Genomic DNA, 21,784 nt, shown 5'->3' on the forward strand with positions numbered 1-21,784 from the left:
TCCCCGACTTATTTTTTATGTTGCGTGTAAATATGAATTGCATCTCTTAAAAATTCAGCAGTTCCAGGTTGTTCCTTATCGTAATGTGCTTTAAAGCGTTCATCGTCTACATACATTTGGGCTAAGCCCGCGTGCTGTTCCTTACTATATTTGCTCCAATAAAATGTTAACCAATGTTTATGCAGATCAGCTGCTTTTTGTGCAATTTCACTTGATGGATCGCCCGTTTTAAATGCTTCAGCTAGTGTTTTTGCTAATTCTTCAGCAAGCCGCGTTACTTCTTTATGATCTTCTTCTGTCATATTCATTACTTTTTGATTTGCTTTATTAACAGCTTCATCTCCATATTTTTCACGTGCTTCTTTTCCATATTTCTTTTCATTTTCTTCGATCATATCTTTCTTAAAGCCTTCAAATTTTTCTTTATTTGACATTGTAATTCTCCCCTCTGTTAGAGCAATTGACTTTTCAACGTTTGTAATTAATAAATCCAATTGCTTTCTTTTATCAAGAAGCTGCTCACGATGCTCGGTTAACGCCTTGGCACTATTAAAATCAGGTGATGTGATAATTTCTTTAATGTTTTCTAAATTCATACCTAGTTCTCTATAAAATAAGATTTGTTGCAAGCGATCTACTTCCGCTTGACCATAAATCCGATATCCTGATGAGTTAATTCTTGCCGGCTTAAGAATTCCAATCTCATCATAATATCTTAAAGTCCTTGTGCTGATTCCTGCTAGAAGTCCAAGCTTTTGTACTGTATATTCCATTGCGACTACCTCCTGACATCATTACAATACACCTTTACGCAACGTTAAAGTCAATTCTATAATTTATATTTTTTAAGATTTTTTTTCGGAGTAACCTACATATTCCATAAACGATCGTTTGGCATCATTCTTTACAAGACATAAAAAAATCCCCTCTTCTTTAGGGGATTACATCGTATAGACAAACTACTAAATAATTATTTACCTGTAAATACTTTCACACCATTTATACCATCAAATGGTTTTCCACCAGGAGCGTGCAAATGACGAACTGCTAGTTTAAATCGCTTATTTGAAGGTATTTCTTGTTTAAAGGTTAACAAGAATGAATTGTTATCTCCTTGTACCTTTGTAATTGTAACTTGATTAGTTGATAAAGCGTTCCTTGCATTAAATTGACTTTTGCTTCCTAGAGATGCAATTCCGGTAGGGATTTTATCAGATAAACTTTGAATCCAATAAAATGATGCTTTTGTTCCTAAATTTAGATCAACTTGCGAATCAAAAGTTACTAGGATCTGATTTGTTGAAACCTGGAAAATATCAGCTAGATTAGGAATTTTGGTTACAGTTTGGTTTGGCTTATATCCTTCAATTCGCAGAAATTCCTTTTTGCTAGTTGCATTTACCTGCTTATTTCCTGGAAGAATAGAAGACATTACAATCAATAAAATCATAATCTTATAAAGAAATTTCATTATAATCTGCCTCCCTATATATATATAACAATTTTATAATTTGATGTTTTGGCAAAATATATACTTAGATTTTTTTTATTTTATCCGATTTTAATCTTATAGTAGACTTGTCCTGAGTTTTACTACTTCTTTCGATCGAAAAAGAGACGCACTTTTATGTGAATAACGCTAATTAGATAAAAAAATTGATTTATATCTAAATTAGTGGCAAACTATTTATAAGACTTAAGAGAGAATTATAGGTGTAATTATGATTGAAATTAAAACTTCTACGTTGAGTGACGGTGAATTTAATCGAGGTGTCTTTGCAACACGTGATATTGCAAAAGGTGAACTGATACACGAGGCGCCAGTTATTTCTTACCCGAACGAGGAACATGAGCATATCGAGAAAACTTTATTAGCAGACTATGCATTTGAATATGGTATTAATCATTCAGCTATTCTTCTAGGATACGGAATGCTATTCAACCATTCTTATGATGCAAATGCAACTTACGATATTAACTTTGATAATCACACATTTGATTTTTTCGCTTACAAAGACATTAAAGCTGGCGAAGAAATTTTGATTAACTATAATGGCGAAGTGGATAATATGGATCCTCTTTGGTTTAATAAAGATTATGAAGAAGTTATGAGCAAACAGAAAGAAGAAGAAGAAAAAGAAAAAGAAACCAATTAATGTAATAATCCCCTTATAGTAGACAGTTAAAAGAAAGGTACTGTACTGTCTACTATAGGGGGAATTTTTTATGGGGAAAATTAGAAAAACTTATACAAAAGAATTTAAACTTAAAGCGATTAACCTGTATTTTGATGAGGGTATGGGATTAAAAACTATAGGTAAACAACTGGGAATTGCTCATTCAGTAGTAGAAAGATGGGTTAAACATTATAAAAATGAAGGTATCGCAGGGCTTGAAGAAAAACGTGGAAAGGCAAAAGGACCAAATATAGGAAGACCACGGTTAGAGCCATTAAGTGATGCAGAAAAGATTCAAAGATTAGAAGCTGAGAATGCATATTTAAAAAAGCTCTTAGCTTTGAAAAAGGAGATGGTACTAAAAAGAAAGCGCTAGAGTTTAGTGTTATTTTTGAGCTGAAAACAAAGTTTCCTGTTATTTTACTATGTAAGATTGCAGGAGTTTCTAAAAGTGGATTTTATAAATGGGCTAAGAAACAAGAAAACCCTTCAATTAAACAAATTGAAGATCAATTTATTGTTTCTAAAATTAAAGAATGTCATGAAGATCCAGATGTAAATGAAAGTTTCGGGTATGTAAGGGTAAAAACATGGTTGAAGAAAGTATATGGAATAGTAGTAAACCATAAACGAGTATATCGCCTTATGAAAGAAAATGGGATTAAGGCTAAAATTCGTGTTAAGAAATGGAAGTATTTTGGTCGTAAAGAACCTTATGTCATTTCTGATAACTATTTAAACCGAGATTTCTCTTCAGATAACCCAAATAGAAAATGGGTAACCGATATAACTTATCTAATATTTAACGGAAAAAGACTATACCTTTCAGTTATCCAAGATCTTTATAATAACGAAATTATTTCTTACCAATTAAGTGAAAGAAATGATTTAAAACTCGTTTTAGATACCATAAAAAAAGGGATAAAAAAAAGAGATGTAAGTGGTCTCCTAATACATAGTGATCAAGGATTCCAGTACACCTCAAAAAGATATAACCTAACACTTAAAAGATACAATATAAAGATAAGTATGTCCAGAAAAGGAAATTGTTTAGATAATGCATGTATTGAAAGTTTCTTTAGTCATTTTAAATCAGAATGTTTTTATCGATATCAATTTATCGAACAAAAACAAGTTGAGCACGCAGTGAAACGTTATATTTGGTACTACAATAATAAGAGATTTCAAAAGAAATTAAATAACCTTAGCCCTATAGAATACAGGGCTAAGGCTGCTTAAAGTACTTTTTAATTACTGTCTACTTGACAGGGGTAAGTCCATTAATTGGTTTCTTTTTTATTTTTAAAGATTAATGGCACCATAAATTAATGCACCAAGTACTACAAAAGCCGGATGAATTTTAAATTTTTCCATTAAGAAAAATGTACAAACGGCAATAAAAATAACTTGGAATGCTCCAATATCATGAAAAGAATCAGAAAAAGATTGATATGTAAGTATGCCTAATAGTACTACAATTGTTGGTTTTACATATGCTGTCATTCTTTTAACTCGAATTGAGTCACGATTTTTATAAAGCAATCCAATTAGTAGAATCATAAGTAATAAAGAAGGGATTACCGTTGCAAAGACTGCTATAAAGGAACCAAAGATCCCTCCAATTTTGTATCCAATATAGCCAGCCATTTTAGTTGCGATCGGACCTGGTAAGGCATTCCCCATGGCAAATGCTTCATGAAACTCTTGTTGAGTTAACCAATGATTTTGTGTAACAACATCATTTTGAATTAATGGGATGGTAGCCGGCCCCCCACCATATCCTAAAAGATTCGTTATAAGAAATGAAAGAAATAATTTCCAATAAATCATTCGTTTGTACTCCCCTTCCTCGTCTGATGGTCATTTGAGGAAGTTGCTCTCACTGGCTGGAAGATTGCAAATAGTAGTAAACTACCAATTATAATCGCTGGGTGTATGTGTAAAAATTGAATTAGAAACAAACCGACAACTAAATGAATTAATATTGTTGGTGTTTTCAATCCTTTTTTTGAACTTTGATAAAATTGCCATGTTAACACACCTAACATTACCCCTACAACAGGTACAATTGATTCCTTCATCCCATTCACCCATTTAATATCTTTAAAAGACGCTAATGATGTTAAAAGTATAATCATTAAAAGGATTGTCGGTAAGATCGTTGCAATAATCGCATTAAGCATTCCGATTATGCCACCAATACGATAACCAATATAACCTGCTAATTTTGTATTGATTGGACCTGGGAGCATATTTCCTATAGCTAAAATTTCAGAAAATTCTTCGTCTTTCATCCATTTATACGTATCCACGACTTCTTTATAAACTAGAGGAATCGTAGATGGTCCCCCACCATATCCTAAAATACTACTTCGAAAAAAAGCGATGAATATTTCTAATTGTTTCATTAAATCAATTCCTTTTCATATTTACCAACTCGCTATACAACCGTCCGTTCTTGATTCTGTACCACCCATTAAAACGCCAGAGTCTTCATTTCTCCAAATAACTTGGCCTCGCCCGAAACTTCCAGTATCCTTTGCTACCTTAATTTCATGACCTTTAGCCTGTAACTCTTTTACAATCTCTTGAGGAAAATTAGGTTCAACTTCAACTATTTTCTCTTCAATCCATTGCCATCTTGGAGCATCTAAGGCTTCTTGGGGATTTAAATGAAAATCAATGCTATTCATGATTACTTGAACATGGCCTTGTGGCTGCATATAACCACCCATTACACCGAATGGTCCAATTGCTTTATTATTTTTTGTTAAAAATGCCGGAATAATCGTATGATATGATTTTTTTCCACCAATTAAAGCGTTGGCATGTTTATCATTTAAGCTAAAATCACAACCTCTATTTTGCAATCCAATCCCAGTTCCAGGAATTACTATACCTGACCCAAAACCCATATAATTACTTTGAATAAAGGAGACCATATTTCCGTCTCCATCAGCTGTTGCTAAATAAACAGTGCCTCCACTAGGCGGTCTTCCAGGTAATGGTGTATGAGCAGTTTCCGTGATCTCCAAAAAGCGTTCTTTTCCATATTGATCACTTAATAGACTTTCAACCGAAGTCTTCATAAACTTTCGATCTGTTACATATTCCTTTCCACAAGCAAAAGCTAACTTCATTGCTTCAAATTGTTTATGATATGTAGTTACGTTCTCTTTGTCATCAAACTGTTCATTTTTCAACATATTTAAAGCCATCAGTGCGACAATTCCTTGTCCATTAGGTGGGATTTCCCAAACATCATAGCCTCTGTAATTTATACTTATTGGATTTACCCATTCCGGTTTAAAAGACTCTAAATCTTCTTTTGTTAAAAAACCACCATATTCATTTGAAGAAGCAATAATTTTATCTGCAATTTCACCTTTATAAAAATCTTTACCATTTGTTTCGGCTATTTTTTCTAAAGTTATTGCATGGTCCAGTGACGACCAAATTTCCCCTACTTCAGGAGCTCTTCCATTTGGAGCAAACGTATCAAACCAAGCAGCAAACTCCTCAGAGTTTAATTCCTTTTTGTATATTTCATAAGCCTTTTTCCAAAACTTACCTAATGTTGGTGAAATCGGGAAACCTTCACGAGCATATTCAATTGCCGGTTGCAGCACTTCCTTTAACGAAAGTCTTCCAAACCGATTCGATAATTCTACCCAAGCAGCCGGAGCACCAGGGACAGTTATTGGAATCCAACCAAATTTAGGCATTTTTTCATACCCTAAATTTTTTAATTTTTCAATTGATATATTTTTAGGTGCTGGTCCACTTGAATCTAAACCGTATAACTTTTCGTTCATCCAAACTAATGCAAATGCATCTCCACCTATACCGTTTGAAGTAGGCTCTACTACTGTAAGGCAAGCAGCTGTAGCGATTGCAGCATCTACTGCATTACCACCCTTTTTTAAAATATCTAGGCCCACTTGTGCAGCCAATGGTTGGGAAGTAGCGACCATTCCATTTCTAGCATACACCACATTACGATGTGATGAATAAACGTGTTCATTCGCTTTCATTTTTGTATACATACACTTTCCTCCTTGGCTGTTGGCAATAGTTACATTAGATATAACTTAATCTTTAAATTCGACAATATTTTAGTATTCCCCTACTTAACTATCAATCTAAATAAAAGAACTATTAATGAATGTCTAATTCAACTAAATCTCTTAAATTTGGTTATATACATTAGATGCTTGTCCATTTCAACTAAAGGCTACTTTGAATAGATTATCATTAGGAGGGATAAATTTAATGTTGAAACTTTATTTAGATCCAGGGCATGGTGGCTCTGATTCAGGTGCAGTAGGTAATGGATTAAAGGAAAAAGATCTAACTTTGGATATCGCTTTAAGAATAAGAGATTTATTGAATAACTATAATGACGTTGAGGTTAGAATGAGCAGATCTACAGATACTGATCGTTCTTTATCTGAACGTACTAACGATGCGAACTCATGGGGTGCTACCTACTTTTTATCTGTTCATATCAATTCATTTAATACATCAGCGTCTGGCTACGAGGATTATATATACGATGGTTTGTCAGATACGTCTACTTCAGCTCAATATCAAAACGTTTTACATCCAGAAATCGTAAAGGTAAATGGTCTAACTGATCGTGGTAAGAAAAAAGCTAATTTTCATGTATTACGTGAATCAAATATGCCAGCAATTCTAACTGAAAATGGATTCATAGATAATGCAAGTGATGCTGCAAAACTAAAAGACCCAAATTGGCGTCAAAAAGTAGCTCAAGGGCATGTAAATGGATTAGTAAAAGCATTTAACTTAACAGCTAAGGCTAAGTCTGAAATGCATAGAGTAATCGTAGACGGAGTACAGGTCGGTGCATATGAAGATGATCAAAATGTACTGAATGCAGTGGAACAATATCTTCCAACAGCAACTAAAATTATTATTGAGAAGGTTTAAACGGTTATATAACTATTTGAAGACTGTCTAATTAATAGACCGTCTTTTTTTGTTAAAAAACGAAGACAACAAAAAAGACCTTCGATTGAAAGCCCAGCAGTTGTTTACTCTGTAGATTTCAATATATCTAATATATTGTTTGAGTCAATTTTCTTTTTTTGTCTCCCTAAACTAATCACTTGTTCTCCATATTTATCTTGCAATTTATGTAATGTTTCAAACAATGGTTCTTGTTTGGCATCCTTTTCAAAAGAAAATAGGTCTAATTGCTTTGATATTTCATCTTTTGGATTTAATTGTGATACAGTTACTCCGATTAAACGTAATGGTTCTCCGTTCCAATTTCTTTTCCATAAATCAAATGCCTCTTTAAAGATATCATTAGCTTGTTGTACAGGTGTTGAAAGTTTTTTACTTCGATTAATTGTTTTTCGGTCACTAAATCGAAGTGTAATTGTCACAGTGTCAGCAACTAAACCCTTCTTAATTAATCGTTCAGCTACCCTTTTAGATAGAGCTTCAAATTTTTCTGCAATTATGGGTTCCTCAAAAACATCAAATGAAAATGTCGTTGATTGGCCAATTGTCTTATGTGAAAGCATACGACTAGGATCGACTTCTCTCTCATCTATTCCATTGGCCTTATTTCTTAAAGATTTACCGTTTACACCTAATAATTCTTGTACTTGTTTTTCATTACTTTTTGCCAAATCTTCTATTGTAATAATACCAATTTCATTTAATTTTTCTTCAGTTTTCTTACCAACCCCATGCATTTCTCCTACTTTTCTAGGCCATAAAATAGTAGGAACATCCCTCTTACGAAGAACAGTAATTCCAAGTGGTTTTTTCATATCTGAGGCTGTTTTCGCAAGAAATTTATTTGGCCCAATACCGATACTGCATGGCATATCCAGATCTTCTAACAATATTGACTGAATCAATTCAGCTATTTTAATTGGATGACCTAGTTTTTCATCACAATTAGTTATATCAATATACCCTTCATCAATTGATGCCACTTCAATTTTAGGACTTATTGCACCTAATTTTTCAAATATTTGCCTTGAGACTTTTCGGTAAGCTTCAAAATTTGGAGTTTTCACAATCATCTCAGGACATTTTTTTCGCGCTTCCCATAATGGCATTGTTGCCCGAATTCCATAAGCTCGAGCTTCATAACTTGCCGTTACGATAATTCCCCTGCGCTCTTTTTCATTGCCGGCGACAACTACTGGTTTACCCTTTAATGTTGGATCATTCGCTATTTCAACCGAAGCAAAAAATGAATTCATATCAACATGTAAAATGACTCTTCCGCTCTTTGGTGCCCATTGATTCATTGCTACACCTCCTATGCTAGTATAATATCATTTTTTTATATTTCCTATAAACGTGTATTAATGTTGAAGATAGTTAAAACTGATAAAGTTTGAATCAAATCTAAAACCAATCTCTAATTATTATAAACGTTTTTGGATGAATGGAGAAAAGCTATGCAAAGTAAAATTCAAAAAATATCAACGAATTTATGGTTTGATACACAAGCCGAAGAAGCCGTAAATTACTACACTTCTATATTTAAGAATTCAAAGATTGAAAGAATCACACGTTTTGGAAAAGAAAGACATGACCCAAACAGTATGGAAGAAGGAGCTGTTATGACGATCCAATTTAGCTTAGAAGGGCTAGATTTTGTTGCGTTAAACGGTGGACCACACTTTAAATTTACAGAAGCAATTTCATTCATCATTCATTGTGACTCCCAAGAAGAAATAGATTATTATTGGGAAAAATTATCAAAGGATGGAGATAAAAATGCGCAAGCATGTGGTTGGTTAAAAGATCAATTTGGTGTCTCATGGCAAATTGTTCCGACCATTTTACCTCAACTATTAAATGACTCTAATCTAGAAAAATCTGAACGAGTAATGAAAGCTGTTCTACAAACCAAGAATAAAATCAATATAAACAACTTAATTGAAGCTTATGAAGAAAACCCCTCTTCTAATTAGAATAGGGGTTTTAATAATAAAATACATTCCCCGAAGATTCCTATTTACTTCTCATAAAGTCCAAAAAGAGATAAAATAAACCTATCTAAATTGTATTTTTTGAAATTAATGGAGGTATTTTCTTTTGAGTAACGAAAATCAATCAATGTATGATTATATAGGGAAAGAAAAATTAGAAGAGCTAGTGGATACTTTTTATTCTTATGTTTCAAAGCATGAGAGACTTTCACCAATATTTCCAGGTGACTGGGAGGAAACAGCTCGTAAACAAAAACTATTTTTAACACAGTTTTTAGGTGGACCACAATATTATAGTATGGAACGCGGTCATCCAAGAATGCGCGCGCGTCATTTACCTTTTCCAATTACAATTGAATTAGCTCATGACTGGTTGGATTGCATGGGAAAAGCGATGGATGATGTCGATTTAGATGAAGAAATTAAAGAGCCATTATTACAACATTTAAGAAATGTTGCTTACCATATGGTGAACCAAGAATAATCTTTAGGGGATAAATTATGAGCGAGAGGCCAGTTATTTTATTTGATGGTGAATGTATTTTATGCAATGGAGCTGTTCAATTTATAATTAAACATGACCAAAAAGGCTATTTTCATTTTGCCGCACTACAATCCACATTTGGCGAAAAGCTTAAGAAGGATCACCCCGAACTTGGTTCAATTGATTCAATTATTCTTGTTCAAAATGGAAGAATAAAAATTGAATCTTCAGCTGCACTTTCTATTGCAAAAAATTTAGAAGGCTGGCCAAAATTTTTCTATGCCTTTATCATAATCCCAGCTACAATACGTGACTATTTATATAGACTGATCGCAAGAAATCGTTTTAAATTCTTTGGAAAAAACGAATCGTGTATGATTCCATCAAAAGAAATCAGGGATCGATTTTATTTATAAAAGTCCTCTTCAATTAAAAGAACCACAAGGTTATCACTTCCCCTTGAGGTTCTTTTTTAGTTCCCGAATTAACTTTTTATTAGAAATCTTGTTAAAGCGAGCCCTAAAAATCCAACACCCATTCCAATTAGCCAACCAGAATGTGGTTCATGTAATAAACTTCCAATTCCTCCGCCTAGAAACATACAGCCTACAAACACGATTCCTCCAATACCAGCACCTCTATTACTCAAAATCTGACCATCCTCTCCAAATAAATATTTCCTATCTATTTGTGGATAGATATCTTTTTGTATTTCTCTATTTTTTATTTAGCTTTTTCCTAAAAAATTCCAGTAATATTTTCTAATTTACTAATTAATTAGAATTTTATTACTATTCAATAACAAATTTTATATAATAATATTAGACGTTAAAAATTTTTTTGAAATCATATATACCTTCTTAATTGCATTTTTAACGTCAAACAATTAAGAAAAATCTTAACCGGAGCGTGATTAAATTTGCAGAAGCACAGACGTAGAAACACACCAGCATTTACTGTTTTAGCTTACTTTACATTAGTTGCAGGAGTATTTTTATTTTGTATCGGACTTTACAATGCAGATATGGAATTAAACGAAAAAGGTTATTATATTGCAGTTATGCTATTAGTAGCAGTTGGCTCAATTTTAACCCAAAAGGTTGTTCGTGATAATGCCGAAGATGATGATATTATCGCTGAGCAAGAAGTTCAATTAAAGATGAAACTAGATAGTTCAACAAAGAAAGAAACAACTAATTTATAAAAACAAAAAGGGGATCACAAAAAGTACAGTACTTTTGTGATCCCCTTCCTTATGATTATAAAGTTTTTATTCCCAAACTCGTTTTAATTTAAAGAATTCTTGAATATAGCCATAAAGTGAAACTGGCGACATAATCATTTGATAGCATAATAGGAAGAATAGAAATCCTATACGATTATTTCTTATTCTTAAATTTAAATTACGGAAAACATAGTTTTTCTGATAAAAATAAAGGATTGAATAGCTAATAAATGTTAATGGGAGAACTAATAAAGTCATTGGACCAACAATAATGTTGATTCCAAAAAACGCTAAAATCAGTCCAGGAATCCAACATAAAGTGTAAATAAGATCTAAGTAAATCATCATGAGATTAATACCAGTTAAATATTTCGTATAAACTTGTGGTTGTTGCCACGGTTTTATTTCAATTAGTCCTTCAACCATACCTCGTGCCCATCTTGATCTTTGTTTAGCAAAATGACCAAAGGTTGTAGGTGCATCAGTAAATGCTACTGCTAATGGTTCGAAGTATACCTTCCATTGCTTTTGTAAAAGTCTCCATGTTAAAACGATATCTTCTCCGATTGCATCTGGCCAACCATTAACTTCCTTTACACAATCAGTTTTATATAAACTAAACGCCCCTTGTGCAACAAGAGTTCCTTGATATAATCCCTGAAGTCTTTTTATGGAAGCAATTCCTAAGAAGTAGTCCCACTCTTGAATCTTAGTCCAAAATGTTTCACGACTATTACGAACTAACATTGAGCCAGCAACAGCACTAACATCAGAAGGGCTACTCTTTATTCTTGAAACTAAGTATCTTACTGCAGAAGGATGAATTAAAGTATCTGCATCTAATGTAATGACATATGGTGTTTTTACATACTCCAAGCCTAAATTAAGTGCATGAAACTTACCTGCTTTTGGTTGATGTAATAAAGTAATATTTGAACTTAACTCTTTTTTCGCCCTCATTACTTCACGATCTGTACCATCAGTTGAATTATTATTAATAACAATAATATTTATTTTACCAGTATAATCTTGATTTGAAATATATTTTAACGTATTAAAAATAGCACCTTCTTCATTATAAGCAGCCACTAATACAGTTACCGAATCATTTGGAAATTCATTTTTAAAATTCGGTTGTTTATCGAGTAGTAAACTTATGACTAAAAAAGTGCTCATATAGCCCGGTATGTAGGCAATACCACCTATAATAATGATTGCTACAGGCGCAGTAACAACGTCAGATAAATCCTTTACCCAAGGAATTGATAAATAAATTGAAAAAATTAACCAAGAAAATGAAATAAAATGGCTAAACCAAAATTTCTTATTTACTGTTAAATAATATCGGTTTCTTTTTTTTTGTATAGGAGACAAGTTAGGTTCCAATAACCTTCCTCCTTTTTATGAAATTTTAACGATAAATTCATTATATCACTATAATTTATAATAATATCCTAGCAACTTTTGGTAAAAAGGTATTAATCAATGATTTTATAACACCCCCTGCATTACTTAATAATGACAAAATAAAAAAGAACTGATATTCTATCAGTTCTTAATCTAGCTACTATTATTTTTTAAAAGATAATCCTTTCTCTTCCAATGCATTTTTAATGGTCCTAATCGCCTTAGGGCCCATCCCATGTAATTTTATACTTCTGCTTCACTTAATTGTGTGAATTGCTCCAAATGTAAGTAACCTGCTGAAGTTAATGCTCTAATAGCAGGTTTAGCTAATCCATTTGGTAGTGAATTTTCACTCATAAAAAATCCCTCCTTTTTAAAATTTTTATCAACCCAATTGATTAAGTCGTTTTTCATACTACTTGTGATCGTATGATTTACATCCTTATATTTAAGAAAATCTATATAAGAATGATGTTTTGTTGTTAAGAAATCGAGTTGCCCTCCAATTGGAATAACTAAATCCTGTTCGCCGTGTAAGAATAAAACAGGCTTTCTTATCGTACTATCTTTAAATTTAGGATCATATTTTATAAACGTTTCCAATTCACTTTCATTTAATGGTTCTCTTCTATCTTTTTTACGAAAATCTTTCTCAGAATATAGAAAAGAACTAGAACCATTAATATTAATTAATCCGGAATAACAATTAGTTGAAAAAAACATTCCACTTGCAATAAAACCACCCATTGAACTACCTAACAGAATTGTATTTTCTTTTTGTAAACAAAGCTGATCTATCATTTCATCTTCTTCATCAATTGTTTCAAATATCGTTTTCCAAAAATATGTTTGTAAAATCTGTTGTTCGAAATGGTTATTCAGAGCCTGTCTCGAATCATGGTATTTAATTTCGGGAATAACAACTTTATATCCTAATTCAGATAGCTCTTTACCAAGTTGTATTTGTGATTCAATCGTTGAACCCCAACCATGAAACATGATGATTGTTTCTTTCCTACTAACTATATTTGGGATTATTTCATAATAATTAATCATTTTTCCCACCTAAATTTCTTAATTTTCTATCGTAATATTAAATCATTCTAATAATAACAAAATTATTTGAATTTTGAATTGCTATATTTTTAAAAATGCTATAAAATACTTTTGTTTGTATACAATGATATTATCTTTAAAATAAATTTTTGCCTATTTACTTAACGCGGAATAAAACGAGGATGTGTATGATCAATGGTTCAACATTTAAACTTAATAATTAGTCACTATGGTTATTTAGGCATCATTTTAGCATTAATAGGAGGCATTATTGGATTACCACTACCAGATGAAATTCTTTTAGTATACATAGGTTATAATGTATTTCTAGGTAGATTATCATATTTACCTTCAATAGCTTGTGCGATTATTGGAATCATTTGTGGAATCTCATTAAGTTATTTACTTGGATACATATTTGGTTTACCTTTACTTAATAAATATGGACCAAAAGTTCATATTACAGAGAAAAAAATTGAAATGACAAAAAGCTTATTTACAAAATTTGGACCTTATATACTTATAATAGGATTTTTCATACCCGGAATCAGGCATTTAACTGCTTATTTTGCTGCCATTAATAAATATTCTTATAAAAAATTTGCAACTTTTGCATTTATTGGAGCAATTCTTTGGGGATTCACTTTTATAACATTAGGTAAAATTTTTGGTGAAGAATGGGATAAAGTGGCGTCTATTTTTGCAAAGTATAGTTTAGTCATATTTCCAACTGCCTTATTGCTTGCGATCGTATTCTTTTTCCTATATAGAAAACGATTAACTACAAATTAGCGTTAGGTTTTAGACTTATTAACTATTAGAAAGACGAGACTGTGGGTTTCGTCTTTTTTTGTTAGGGTTTTTTCGCCATTCCGAAGTGGACTGCAAATAAATTCTGAAAATCACAATTAAAATTAGGAAAACTGCAATTAAATTCCAAGGAATCGCAAATAAAATTAAAAATTACCCATACCCGTTATAGTATTAAAGCTAAAAACCGTATCCAATCAAAAGGAAAACTAGCAAATATACTCTAAATCGATTAAAAACTTGATAAAAAGCTTCCAATCCACTAAAAAGCAACGAGCATTTCATATAAAAATAAGTTGAGCCCTTGAGATACCCTTCTTATTACATGTAAGTACGTTCTTTTATTATTTTTAAAAACAAAAAGAGGGCGCCTATTTATCAGTTAATCTGATAGATAGGACGACCCTTTTTTTACTTAATTATTTAGCAACTTCTTCTACAATTGCAATAACCATTTCAGCAGTTTTTACTAACTCTTTAATTGGCATTCTTTCATTTGTAGTGTGAATTTCTTCATAACCGATTGCTAAGTTTACAATTGGGAAACCGTGACCTGCGAATACGTTCGCGTCAGATCCTCCACCACTTTGTTGTAATGCAGGAGTACGTCCAATTTTTTCTGCTGCACGTTTTGCAACTTCAACAACATGGTCTCCTTCACCAAATTTAAATCCTGGGTACATAATTTGAACTTCTACTTCAGCACGTCCACCCATTTCAGTAGCTGCTTCTTCAAAAGCAGCTTTCATTTTAGCTACTTGAGCTTCCATTTTTTCACCGATTAATGAACGAGCTTCAGCTAAAATATTCACTTGATCGCATACGATATTTGTTGCACTTCCACCTTCGAAACGTCCGATATTAGCAGTCGTTTCTTCGTCGATTCGACCAAGTGGCATTCTTGCAATTGCTTTTGAAGCAATCGTAATCGCTGAAACGCCTTTTTCAGGTGCAACACCTGCATGTGCTGTTTTACCATAAATAGTAGCAATTACTTTAGCTTGAGTTGGAGCTGCTACGATAATGTTACCTACTTCTTCATCGCTATCTAATGCATATCCAAACTTAGTTGTGATTAATTTAGGATCCATTGCTTTAGCACCATGTAATCCAGATTCTTCACCAACTGAGATAATGAATTGGATTTCACCATGCTCAATATTTTGTTCTTTAATGATTTTAACAGCTTCTAAAAATGCTGCGATACCAGCTTTATCATCTGCACCTAGAATTGTAGTTCCGTCAGTAACGATATATCCATCTTTGATTGATGGCTTGATACCTTTACCTGGAGTTACTGTATCCATATGACAAGAGAAGAAAATACCGTCAATGCCTTCTTTAGTAGCAGGAATTGTAGCAACAATATTTCCAGCACCGTGACCTGTAACACCCATCGTGTCGTCTTCAAAAACATTCATTCCAAGGGCTTCTAATTTTTGTTTTAAAACCTTTGCAATTTCAGCTTCAAACTTAGTTTCAGAGTCTACTTGTACTAATTCTAAAAATTCTTCTACTACACGTTGTTCATTAATCATTTGTGTCATGCCTCCATATTGAATATGTAAAAAAATGTCTACAAAGGTATATTACCATGTTTTTTTGCTGGGCGCTTTTCATTTTTGTTTTTTAATACTCCTAAAGATTGAATAAGCTTTTTTCTAGTCATCCTTGGATCTATAACATCGTCAACTAAACCGTATTTTGCAGCAACGTAAGGATTAGAAAATTTCTCTTTATATTGATCCATCCATTCTGATCTTAACTCATCTGGTCGATTACTTTGAGAGATTTCTTTTCCGTATAAAATATTTACAGCACCTGCAGCACCCATTACAGCGATTTCAGCGTTTGGCCAGGCAAATACTAAATCTGCTCCAATTGATTTACTATTTAATGCAACATATGCTCCACCAAATGCTTTTCTCGTAATGACTGTAACTTTTGGAACTGTTGCCTCAGAATATGCATATAAAAGCTTAGCACCATGCCTTATTATACCTCCATGCTCCTGTTTTACACCAGGGAAAAACCCTGTCACATCAACAAAAGTGATGATTGGTATATTAAAACTATCACAAAAACGAATAAATCTTGCCCCTTTATCAGCTGAATGTAAATCTAAACCTCCAGCCATAAATTTAGGTTGATTACAAACGAGACCTACTACTTCACCATTTAATCTAGCAAAACCTACAACTAAATTTTTAGCGAAATCTTTTTGAACTTCAAAAAAGGAATCATCATCTACAATCATATCTATTATTTTTTTAACATCATAAGGTCGACTACTTTCATCAGGAATTAGCTCCATTAAATCATCAAGATCTTTTTCAGTTTTCATTTTAGTAGGTGGTTTTTCTTCCCAATGAGCCGGTAAATACTCTATTAAATTTCTAACGATCTTAAGGGCTTCTTCTTCCGACCCAGCTTGGAAATGAGCATTTCCACTTATCTCATTATGGACTTTAGCTCCACCCAAATCCTCTGCAGAGATTTTCTCACCTGTTACACTTTCGATTACTTTAGGTCCAGTAATAAACATTTGGCTAGTTCCATTAACCATGACAACGAAGTCAGTAATTGCTGGAGAATAGACTGCACCACCTGCACAAGGCCCCATAATAACTGAAATTTGTGGTACAACCCCTGAATAAATCGTATTACGATAAAAAACATGTCCATAACCATCTAAAGAAAGGACACCTTCTTGGATTCTAGCACCACCTGAATCATTTAATCCAATAATCGGAGCCTTACACTGTACTGCCATGTCCATTAATTGACTTATTTTTTTCGCATGCATTTCACCTAAAGCACCGCCGAACACAGTAAAATCTTGCGAAAAAACAAATACCGTTCGATCGTTAATTTTGCCATAACCTGTGACAACTCCATCACATGCACCATTTTGTTCATCCATTCCAAAATCTGAACAACGATGCTCGACAAAACTAAATAACTCAACAAAACTCCCTTCATCTAATAGCATGTCTATTCTTTCTCGTGCTGTAAACTTTCCACGTTCATGTTGTTTCTCAATCCGTTCAAATCCTCCACCTTGCTCTATTTCAGATTTCTTTTCATATAGTTTATAAAGATCATCATACTTGCTCATTAAACTCCCCCCTTTTTTGAACAATTTCGATTAATACTCCAAATTGTTTAGGGTGGATAAAGGCAACTTTTGACCCCTCACTCCCATTACGCGGTGAATGATGGATTAAATTGAATTGGCGTTTTTTTAGTTCTAATAGTGATTTTTCGATGTCATCTACTTGAAAAGCAATATGATGCAATCCTTCACCTTTTTTTTCAATATATTTATGTACAGGATTCGTTGATGTAAGTGGTTGGATTAATTCGATGTTAATTTTATTTGTTTTAAAAAATGCGACTTCTACACCTTGGTCTTCATCTATTTCTCGATATGAGTATGATAAGCCTAAATCCCCCTCATACTTTTTAATACTATCGTTTAAATTTTTTACACAGATTGCCATATGATCTATATTTGTAAACATTTTTTTCCCCCTCCTTCAAATCAATGCTTTTATTAGAAGCATATGAGATTTTTCATGTACTGTAATCTGTTCAAAAGTACATAAGCTATTATTTAAACAATATTCAAGAAAGTGGACAAACATGATTAAAAACCGTAGCAGTATCCAACCGTATTTTAAGAGATAACAATGAAAATGAAGCTATGATTTTGAATCAGAGAACAATTAAGCTAAACACCAAAACTACAAGCAATTAAAAAAAGTTCGACGGCATTCCCCTCACTTTTCTCTTTTCATAAAACAATCTGACTACTTATCAACCGAATTGTTATTTAGACTCGATATAAAAGACTTATTTTTTCAAAAAAAAGTGCAATTATTGCGGTTTTTTGTAGTTTGTAAACCTACTAGATTACATGATAATATAACCTCGTTATCACTATTTGTTAACTAGGGAGGAATTAAAGTGAACAAAAAAGTTTTAGCAGTTGGGTTAACTTTAGGATTAGCAGCAAGTAGTTTTTCAGTAACAAATACATATGCTGCACCAAAAAATGTGTTATCTAGCTACAAGTACAATGAATCTGTAGGATCACCTGAATTTGTTTCAGGTCAGCTGACAAAGTCATCTACTCAAAGTCCTGAGAGCATTGTACTAGGCTATGTCAATACTAACAAAGATAAATTTAAACTCGGTTCGAAATCCTCAGAAGAATCATTCATCATTAAATCTAGCAATAAAGATATTTTAGGAACCGCTCTTCGACTACAACAAGTATATAATGGTGTACCTGTTTGGGGCTCTACTCAAACAGCATTAGTTGCAGACGATGGTGTTCTAACAGCTTTCTCTGGTACGGTAGCACCTAATCTAGATACGAAAAAAGGATTGAAATCTGAAAAGAAAGTAAATGCCAACAAATCTATTAAAATTGCAGAAGCCGACCTTGGTTATACACCTACTTATGAAAAAGACCCTACAGCAGATCTAGTAGTTTACACAAATGGTGATGAAGCTACTTACGCTTACCTTGTAAACTTAAACTTCCTTTCTCCTAAACCAGGAAACTTTAATTATTTCATTGATGCATCAACTGGAAAAATATTAAATAGCTATAATAATTTAGACGAAGCAGATAGTAGTGCCCCTCCTACAAAACCTGGTGGTACAACAAATAGTACGAATACAACTGGAACAGGAGTTGGCGTGCTTGGTGATACAAAAACATTAAATATGACCGTATCGGGTTCAACTTATTATTTACAAGATAGACTGCGAGGATCAGGTATTTTCACTTATGATGCGGCTAACAAACAACGTCTTGCTGGTACACTTTGGACAAGTCCTGATAACCTTCTAAATAGCACTTATGATGCGGCTGCAGTTGATGCACATTATTTTGCTGGATTAACATTTGATTATTATAAAACTGTTTTTAATCGTAATTCCTATGATGGTAATGGCGGTGCACTAAAATCTAGTGTCCATTATGGCCGTAATTACAATAATGCGTTTTGGAACGGGATGCAAATGGTTTATGGCGATGGTGATGGTACAACATTTATTCCATTATCAGGTGGTATTGACGTAGTAGCACATGAGTTAACTCACGCTGTAACAGAAACTAGCTCAAATTTAACTTATCAGAATGAATCTGGTGCACTTAACGAAGCAATTTCTGATATTTTTGGTACATTAATAGAGTTCTATAATAATAAAAATCCTGATTACCTGATTGGTGAAGATATTTATACACCAAAAATTGCAGGTGATGCACTTCGTTCGATGAGTGATCCAACTAAATATGGAGATCCAGATAATTATGCAAATCGTTACACTGGAACATCTGACAACGGAGGAGTTCATACAAATAGCGGTATTATTAATAAAGCTGCTTACTTAATTGCTAAAGGTGGAACAGCTTACGGCGTGTCTGTTACGGGGATCGGAAATGATAAACTAGCTCAAATTTTCTATCGTGCAAATACTGTTTACTTAACAGCTTCCTCTACTTTCAGTCAAGCTCGTGCGGCATGTGTGAAAGCAGCTTCTGACCTTTACGGTACCAGCTCCGCTGAAGTAACTACTGTAAATAAAGCATTTGATGCGGTTGGAGTTAAGTAAAATACATTTTGAGTAAATAAGGGATGTCTCGTAAGCTAAAAATGCTTATGAGACCCTTTTTTATTTTGGAATAATACAGCGTATTAATTAGGCAAGGATGGGAGCTACTAAAAAAGAGGCTTAGACTGTAAAAAATATCCTACATATGCTAAAATAGGACAACACTTGTAAGATTCTAATAAAAAATTAATAAATTGTAATTCTTTAAAATAAGGTGGTAATCACATGAGAAAAAAAACACAAAAAGTAGTTGTTATGATTATGTTAATTTCAATGCTTGCTACTACTTTACTTGCAGGTATCGCTGCTATGTTATAAAAGGCCAAATAATATGGAAAAAAGAGGATTCATCATCAAGATCTTGAGATTTTGATAGTGAATCCTCTTTATTATCTGATCGCACCTTGTTCACGAGCTAGTTGTTCAAATGAACTTGATGATGTTGTGATTAACACTTTCGTTCCATATGGGATTTTATCAAAAAGTTCATTCACATCATTTGTATACATTCTTACACATCCATTTGATATATATTTACCAATTGTTGAAGGGTCATTATTTCCATGAATGCCATAAATCGAACCATCAGTACCTAATGCGTCAAAACCAATCCATCTAGTTCCTAGAGGATTTTTAGGATCCCCTCCTGGAATATTCTTTTTGCGCCAATATGGATTTTTGGCTTTATATGTAATATTAAAAATACCTTCAGGAGTTAAATCTGCTGTTTTTCCGGTAGCAATTCGATAAATCCTTAGGACTTTACCATCTTCTATATATGCCAAATTATTTACTTCTTTATTAATAATAATAAATGGTTCACCTACCCTTGGATTTTGTCCAAGTGGCCATACTGGACCAATTACTAAAAGTAGTGATAGAACTAGTTTAAGCAAATAAAGCAACTCCTTTTTAATTTCACTTAGCGTATTTTCCCTTAAACTTCGATTTCAAAATCAAAAAACTTTCCATTTCATTGATGATTGTTAATACCGATGCTCTAGTTTCAAAATCATCAGATGTTTGTGGTAACGGCATCGCCCGAAACATACCATAGATTTCTTCCAACTGATATAAACATATAGCTCCACTTATGATCGGGTTAATTGAAAAGCTTAGATCATTAAAAAATTTGGATAAAATATGAGATTGTTCGTTACTCACTTTAATGTCACAAACCGTGTCAATAATACGATGAATAATTTCAAGTTGCCGCTCCCTTAATAAAAAGTATTCATAATCTTCATCATTCGAGGATTTAAAATAGTGATTATCGATTTCTAATTTAGAAATTCTCTTTGCTTCTTGAAGCAATTTTACTGTTTCATCATATTCTTCTAAAAAACATTTATTAGCTGGTTCTTTTAAATAAATAGAAATCTTCTCAAAAATAAAACAAAATTTAGAATCAATTTTTACTTTAAAGCTTTTTATTTGATCATCTAAACTAGGCATATATAAATTACAAAGTAAAGCTACACCAATTCCTATTACAATTACAGTTAACTCATCTACTATTATTGAAGCTGTAATGTTTTTTACACCATATAGATGTAGCATGATAACTGCACTAGAAATGACTCCTTCTTGAATTTTAAGCTTTACTAAGCTTGGAATAAAAAATAAAAGTAATAGTCCAATCGCTAAAGGTGTATACCCAAAAATATGAAAGAAAAAAATACAAAAAAGGATGATCAGCACGCATGCAGAAAACCTTCTTAATGCTGTATCTAATGAACGTTTTTTAGTAGTTTGTATACATAATATTGTTAATGTTCCAGCAGACGAGTAAAAATGAACTCCCACCGATTGTGCAATAAAAATTGCAACTGCACTCCCTAACGCCGTTTTAACAATCCTTGAACCAATTCTATACATAATATCACCTATTATTTATGTTTTACTTTATGTCGTATTTGATTCATTCAATAGGTTAATATTTCTAATGAAAATTTCATCTCATAATTACGCTTAATAAAAAATAGATTGGTAAAAATATCATTATTCTAAA

General features: G+C 32.7%; 25 protein-coding genes. 11 read left to right on the forward strand and 14 right to left on the reverse strand.

Annotation, left to right across the window (positions count from 1 at the left end; all coding sequences use genetic code 11):
* Positions 1 to 8 precede the first annotated feature (8 nt).
* Both V5E38_RS12765 and V5E38_RS12770 read right to left on the reverse strand, forming a co-directional pair.
* Positions 9 to 773, reverse strand: coding sequence for a MerR family transcriptional regulator (locus tag V5E38_RS12765; RefSeq protein WP_499210301.1), 765 nt, complete (start codon positions 771 to 773; stop codon positions 9 to 11).
* Between the two features lie 197 nt (positions 774 to 970).
* Positions 971 to 1,471 carry a hypothetical protein gene (locus tag V5E38_RS12770; RefSeq protein ID WP_499210302.1) on the reverse strand — a complete coding sequence of 167 codons (501 nt, stop codon included), beginning with the start codon at positions 1,469 to 1,471 and terminating at the stop codon, positions 971 to 973.
* A gap of 250 nt (positions 1,472 to 1,721) precedes the next feature.
* Here V5E38_RS12770 and V5E38_RS12775 point away from each other — a divergent pair, with 250 nt between their 5' ends.
* The 3 genes from V5E38_RS12775 to V5E38_RS12785 all read left to right on the forward strand — a co-directional run bounded on the left by V5E38_RS12775 (position 1,722) and on the right by V5E38_RS12785 (position 3,416).
* Positions 1,722 to 2,156 carry an SET domain-containing protein gene (locus tag V5E38_RS12775; protein WP_097974572.1) on the forward strand — a complete coding sequence of 145 codons (435 nt, stop codon included), beginning with the start codon at positions 1,722 to 1,724 and terminating at the stop codon, positions 2,154 to 2,156.
* Positions 2,157 to 2,226: 70 nt separating this feature from the next.
* Positions 2,227 to 2,553, forward strand: a complete 327-nt coding sequence (locus V5E38_RS12780; RefSeq protein ID WP_499210303.1) for a transposase — start codon at positions 2,227 to 2,229, stop codon at positions 2,551 to 2,553.
* On the forward strand, positions 2,496 to 3,416 hold the full coding sequence (locus V5E38_RS12785) for an IS3 family transposase (RefSeq protein ID WP_499213488.1): 921 nt from the start codon (positions 2,496 to 2,498) through the stop codon (positions 3,414 to 3,416). The genes V5E38_RS12780 and V5E38_RS12785 overlap by 58 nt, the downstream gene beginning before the upstream one ends.
* 63 nt (positions 3,417 to 3,479) lie before the next feature.
* Here the strand turns inward: V5E38_RS12785 and V5E38_RS12790 are convergent, their stop codons facing one another.
* Genes V5E38_RS12790 through ggt form a run of 3 tightly spaced genes read right to left on the reverse strand, consistent with a single transcriptional unit; the run spans position 3,480 to position 6,223 of the window.
* Positions 3,480 to 4,007 carry a chromate transporter gene (locus V5E38_RS12790; protein WP_499210304.1) on the reverse strand — a complete coding sequence of 176 codons (528 nt, stop codon included), beginning with the start codon at positions 4,005 to 4,007 and terminating at the stop codon, positions 3,480 to 3,482.
* Entirely contained in the window at positions 4,004 to 4,585 is a 582-nt protein-coding gene (locus tag V5E38_RS12795) for a chromate transporter (RefSeq protein WP_097974568.1), read from the reverse strand. Before V5E38_RS12795 ends, V5E38_RS12790 begins: the two co-directional genes overlap by 4 nt.
* 21 nt (positions 4,586 to 4,606) lie before the next feature.
* A complete protein-coding gene (ggt, locus tag V5E38_RS12800; RefSeq protein ID WP_499210305.1) occupies positions 4,607 to 6,223 on the reverse strand; it encodes a gamma-glutamyltransferase family protein in 1,617 nt (538 codons plus the stop codon).
* 226 nt (positions 6,224 to 6,449) lie between these two features.
* Between ggt and V5E38_RS12805 the strand changes: the two genes are divergently transcribed.
* On the forward strand, positions 6,450 to 7,130 hold the full coding sequence (locus V5E38_RS12805; protein ID WP_499210306.1) for an N-acetylmuramoyl-L-alanine amidase family protein: 681 nt from the start codon (positions 6,450 to 6,452) through the stop codon (positions 7,128 to 7,130).
* A 104-nt stretch (positions 7,131 to 7,234) separates the two neighbouring features.
* On the opposite strand, the gene V5E38_RS12810 is transcribed toward V5E38_RS12805, so the two are convergent.
* A complete protein-coding gene (locus V5E38_RS12810) occupies positions 7,235 to 8,473 on the reverse strand; it encodes a DNA polymerase IV (RefSeq protein ID WP_499210307.1) in 1,239 nt (412 codons plus the stop codon).
* 153 nt (positions 8,474 to 8,626) lie between these two features.
* On the opposite strand from V5E38_RS12810, the gene V5E38_RS12815 reads away from it, so the two are divergent.
* The 3 genes from V5E38_RS12815 (at position 8,627) to V5E38_RS12825 (ending at position 10,063) form a co-directional block, all read left to right on the forward strand.
* Entirely contained in the window at positions 8,627 to 9,145 is a 519-nt protein-coding gene (locus V5E38_RS12815; protein WP_499210308.1) for a VOC family protein, read from the forward strand.
* A 124-nt stretch (positions 9,146 to 9,269) separates the two neighbouring features.
* A complete protein-coding gene (locus V5E38_RS12820) occupies positions 9,270 to 9,647 on the forward strand; it encodes a globin domain-containing protein (protein WP_025672250.1) in 378 nt (125 codons plus the stop codon).
* A 17-nt stretch (positions 9,648 to 9,664) separates the two neighbouring features.
* Entirely contained in the window at positions 9,665 to 10,063 is a 399-nt protein-coding gene (locus V5E38_RS12825) for a thiol-disulfide oxidoreductase DCC family protein (protein WP_499210309.1), read from the forward strand.
* Between the two features lie 68 nt (positions 10,064 to 10,131).
* On the opposite strand, the gene V5E38_RS12830 is transcribed toward V5E38_RS12825, so the two are convergent.
* A complete protein-coding gene (locus V5E38_RS12830; RefSeq protein WP_175403474.1) occupies positions 10,132 to 10,296 on the reverse strand; it encodes a hypothetical protein in 165 nt (54 codons plus the stop codon).
* A 270-nt stretch (positions 10,297 to 10,566) separates the two neighbouring features.
* Here V5E38_RS12830 and V5E38_RS12835 point away from each other — a divergent pair, with 270 nt between their 5' ends.
* Positions 10,567 to 10,851 carry a YiaA/YiaB family inner membrane protein gene (locus tag V5E38_RS12835; protein WP_056475296.1) on the forward strand — a complete coding sequence of 95 codons (285 nt, stop codon included), beginning with the start codon at positions 10,567 to 10,569 and terminating at the stop codon, positions 10,849 to 10,851.
* Between the two features lie 66 nt (positions 10,852 to 10,917).
* Here the strand turns inward: V5E38_RS12835 and V5E38_RS12840 are convergent, their stop codons facing one another.
* Positions 10,918 to 12,258, reverse strand: a complete 1,341-nt coding sequence (locus tag V5E38_RS12840; protein ID WP_499210310.1) for a glycosyltransferase family 2 protein — start codon at positions 12,256 to 12,258, stop codon at positions 10,918 to 10,920.
* Positions 12,259 to 12,522: 264 nt separating this feature from the next.
* A complete protein-coding gene (locus tag V5E38_RS12845) occupies positions 12,523 to 13,335 on the reverse strand; it encodes an alpha/beta hydrolase family protein (protein ID WP_499210311.1) in 813 nt (270 codons plus the stop codon).
* Positions 13,336 to 13,530: 195 nt separating this feature from the next.
* Here V5E38_RS12845 and V5E38_RS12850 point away from each other — a divergent pair, with 195 nt between their 5' ends.
* Positions 13,531 to 14,127 carry a DedA family protein gene (locus V5E38_RS12850; RefSeq protein ID WP_097974554.1) on the forward strand — a complete coding sequence of 199 codons (597 nt, stop codon included), beginning with the start codon at positions 13,531 to 13,533 and terminating at the stop codon, positions 14,125 to 14,127.
* 437 nt (positions 14,128 to 14,564) lie between these two features.
* Here V5E38_RS12850 and V5E38_RS12855 read toward each other — a convergent pair whose 3' ends face one another.
* The 3 genes from V5E38_RS12855 to mce are packed head-to-tail and all read right to left on the reverse strand — an operon-like array spanning position 14,565 to position 17,669.
* Positions 14,565 to 15,683, reverse strand: a complete 1,119-nt coding sequence (locus V5E38_RS12855; protein WP_499210312.1) for a zinc-binding metallopeptidase family protein — start codon at positions 15,681 to 15,683, stop codon at positions 14,565 to 14,567.
* Positions 15,684 to 15,721: 38 nt separating this feature from the next.
* Positions 15,722 to 17,263 (reverse strand): acyl-CoA carboxylase subunit beta, encoded by a 1,542-nt coding sequence (locus V5E38_RS12860; protein WP_499210313.1) that lies wholly within the window; start codon positions 17,261 to 17,263, stop codon positions 15,722 to 15,724.
* The gene (gene mce, locus V5E38_RS12865; RefSeq protein ID WP_335477637.1) at positions 17,250 to 17,669 is read right to left on the reverse strand and encodes a methylmalonyl-CoA epimerase; all 420 of its coding nucleotides are present in this window, start codon (positions 17,667 to 17,669) and stop codon (positions 17,250 to 17,252) included. The genes V5E38_RS12860 and mce overlap by 14 nt, the downstream gene beginning before the upstream one ends.
* A 445-nt stretch (positions 17,670 to 18,114) precedes the next feature.
* On the opposite strand from mce, the gene V5E38_RS12870 reads away from it, so the two are divergent.
* A complete protein-coding gene (locus V5E38_RS12870; protein ID WP_499210314.1) occupies positions 18,115 to 19,773 on the forward strand; it encodes a M4 family metallopeptidase in 1,659 nt (552 codons plus the stop codon).
* Positions 19,774 to 19,998: 225 nt separating this feature from the next.
* A complete protein-coding gene (gene prli42 / locus V5E38_RS12875) occupies positions 19,999 to 20,091 on the forward strand; it encodes a stressosome-associated protein Prli42 (protein WP_156339731.1) in 93 nt (30 codons plus the stop codon).
* 71 nt (positions 20,092 to 20,162) lie between these two features.
* On the opposite strand, the gene V5E38_RS12880 is transcribed toward prli42, so the two are convergent.
* A complete protein-coding gene (locus V5E38_RS12880) occupies positions 20,163 to 20,678 on the reverse strand; it encodes a L,D-transpeptidase (RefSeq protein WP_025671086.1) in 516 nt (171 codons plus the stop codon).
* Between the two features lie 13 nt (positions 20,679 to 20,691).
* Complete coding sequence (locus tag V5E38_RS12885) at positions 20,692 to 21,651, reverse strand: aromatic acid exporter family protein (protein WP_499210315.1); 960 nt, start codon at positions 21,649 to 21,651, stop codon at positions 20,692 to 20,694.
* Between the last annotated feature and the right edge of the window lie 133 nt (positions 21,652 to 21,784).

Origin of the sequence: Rossellomorea sp. GAMAL-10_SWC, assembly GCF_049568075.1 — a bacterium.
Taxonomy (GTDB): Bacteria; Bacillota; Bacilli; order Bacillales; family Bacillaceae_G; genus Gottfriedia.

Coding starts and splice junctions, on each gene's coding strand:
- V5E38_RS12765 (WP_499210301.1), bottom strand. CDS start 773: ATGGAATATACAGTACAAAAGCTTGGACTTCTAGCAGGAATCAGCACA.
- V5E38_RS12770 (WP_499210302.1), bottom strand. CDS start 1,471: ATGAAATTTCTTTATAAGATTATGATTTTATTGATTGTAATGTCTTCT.
- V5E38_RS12775 (WP_097974572.1), top strand. CDS start 1,722: ATGATTGAAATTAAAACTTCTACGTTGAGTGACGGTGAATTTAATCGA.
- V5E38_RS12780 (WP_499210303.1), top strand. CDS start 2,227: ATGGGGAAAATTAGAAAAACTTATACAAAAGAATTTAAACTTAAAGCG.
- V5E38_RS12790 (WP_499210304.1), bottom strand. CDS start 4,007: ATGATTTATTGGAAATTATTTCTTTCATTTCTTATAACGAATCTTTTA.
- V5E38_RS12795 (WP_097974568.1), bottom strand. CDS start 4,585: ATGAAACAATTAGAAATATTCATCGCTTTTTTTCGAAGTAGTATTTTA.
- ggt (WP_499210305.1), bottom strand. CDS start 6,223: ATGTATACAAAAATGAAAGCGAATGAACACGTTTATTCATCACATCGT.
- V5E38_RS12805 (WP_499210306.1), top strand. CDS start 6,450: ATGTTGAAACTTTATTTAGATCCAGGGCATGGTGGCTCTGATTCAGGT.
- V5E38_RS12810 (WP_499210307.1), bottom strand. CDS start 8,473: ATGAATCAATGGGCACCAAAGAGCGGAAGAGTCATTTTACATGTTGAT.
- V5E38_RS12815 (WP_499210308.1), top strand. CDS start 8,627: ATGCAAAGTAAAATTCAAAAAATATCAACGAATTTATGGTTTGATACA.
- V5E38_RS12825 (WP_499210309.1), top strand. CDS start 9,665: ATGAGCGAGAGGCCAGTTATTTTATTTGATGGTGAATGTATTTTATGC.
- V5E38_RS12845 (WP_499210311.1), bottom strand. CDS start 13,335: ATGATTAATTATTATGAAATAATCCCAAATATAGTTAGTAGGAAAGAA.
- V5E38_RS12850 (WP_097974554.1), top strand. CDS start 13,531: ATGGTTCAACATTTAAACTTAATAATTAGTCACTATGGTTATTTAGGC.
- V5E38_RS12855 (WP_499210312.1), bottom strand. CDS start 15,683: ATGATTAATGAACAACGTGTAGTAGAAGAATTTTTAGAATTAGTACAA.
- V5E38_RS12860 (WP_499210313.1), bottom strand. CDS start 17,263: ATGAGCAAGTATGATGATCTTTATAAACTATATGAAAAGAAATCTGAA.
- mce (WP_335477637.1), bottom strand. CDS start 17,669: ATGTTTACAAATATAGATCATATGGCAATCTGTGTAAAAAATTTAAAC.
- prli42 (WP_156339731.1), top strand. CDS start 19,999: ATGAGAAAAAAAACACAAAAAGTAGTTGTTATGATTATGTTAATTTCA.
- V5E38_RS12885 (WP_499210315.1), bottom strand. CDS start 21,651: ATGTATAGAATTGGTTCAAGGATTGTTAAAACGGCGTTAGGGAGTGCA.